The sequence below is a fragment of the Kitasatospora sp. NPDC032757 genome (assembly GCF_055579305.1).
Genome location: NZ_JBVINN010000106.1, coordinates 1 through 1215 on the forward strand (window position 1 = coordinate 1; position 1215 = coordinate 1215).

A 1215-nucleotide genomic window follows, 5' to 3' on the forward strand; every position below is an offset into this window, starting at 1 on the left:
CTGCTGCGGCCCGAGCGGATCGGTGTGGTGCTCTCCGAGGAGTTCCAGCTCCACCCCGAACAGTCCACCGACGCCATCGTCATCCACCACCCCGAAGCCACCTACTTCAACGCGAGGTGACCATGGCCGGCGACCAGGTATCCGACGGCACGGCGACCGACCGGCGCGGCATCGCGGAGTTGCTGGCGGCGGGCGGACGCAGCTACTCGTTCGAGGTCTTCCCGCCCAAGGCGGCCGCGGGCGAGCGGGCGCTCTGGGAGACGATCCGCCGGGTCGAGGCGGCGGCGCCGGCCTTCGTCTCCGTCACCTACGGCGCGGGCGGCTCCTCCCGGACCAGGACGACCGATCTGACCGAGCGCATCCGCAACCAGACAACGCTCCGCCCCGTCGCCCATCTGACCGCCGTCGGCCACTCGGTGGCCGAACTGCGCCGGATCATCGGCCGGTACGCCGACGCGGGGATCCGCGATGTGCTGGCGCTGCGCGGTGATCCGCCCGGCGATCCGCAGGGGGAGTGGGTCGCGCACCCGGACGGTCTGCGCCACGCGGCCGAACTGGTCGAGCTGTTGAAGGCGTCCGGGGGGTTCACCGTCGGCGTCGCGGCCTTCCCGGAGCGGCATCCGCGCTCGTCGGACTGGGAGAGCGACATCCGGCACTTCGTCGCCAAGTGCCGTGCCGGTGCGGACTTCGCGATCACCCAGATGTTCTTCCGGGTCGAGGACTATCTGCGGCTGCGCGACCGGGTCGCGGCCGCCGGCTGCGACGTCCCGATCATCCCCGAGATCATGCCGGCCACCTCCTTCGACCAGATCCGCCGGTTCGCGCTGCTGAGCAACGCGGCCTTCCCGCCGGACCTGGCCCGGCGGTTGGAGGCGGCGAGCGGTGACCGTGCCGCCGGCTACCGGATCGGGGTCGACCACGCCACCGCGATGGGCGAGCGGCTGCTCGCGGAGGGCGCGCCCGGCCTGCACTACATCACGCTGAACAGCTCGACCGCCTCCGTGGAGATCCACCGGAACCTCGGTCTGCACCGGGCCGCGCTCGCGCTGACCACCGTCTGAACATCCCTTCCAAGCCGAGGAGTTCACCCATGTCCGTCCCCGAGACCGCCGCGCCCGATTTCAAGGTTGCCGACCTTTCCCTGGCGCCGTTCGGGCGCAAGGAGATCCAGCTGGCCGAGCACGAGATGCCCGGCCTGATGTCCATCCGTGCGGA

The 1215-nt window shown here is 71.4% G+C and carries 2 protein-coding genes; both read left to right on the forward strand.

What is annotated here, in order from left to right:
* Positions 1–122: 122 nt before the first annotated feature.
* Positions 123–1061, forward strand: a complete 939-nt coding sequence (gene metF, locus ACZ5WK_RS40270; protein ID WP_465555538.1) for a methylenetetrahydrofolate reductase [NAD(P)H] — start codon at positions 123–125, stop codon at positions 1059–1061.
* A 29-nt stretch (positions 1062–1090) separates the two neighbouring features.
* Positions 1091–1215 (forward strand): adenosylhomocysteinase (locus ACZ5WK_RS40275; protein ID WP_396326190.1); only part of this gene is annotated, 125 nt, incomplete at its 3' end.

Bases quoted from the DNA above. Each gene is read 5' to 3' on its own strand.
- metF (WP_465555538.1), top strand. From the start codon at position 123: ATGGCCGGCGACCAGGTATCCGACGGCACGGCGACCGACCGGCGCGGC.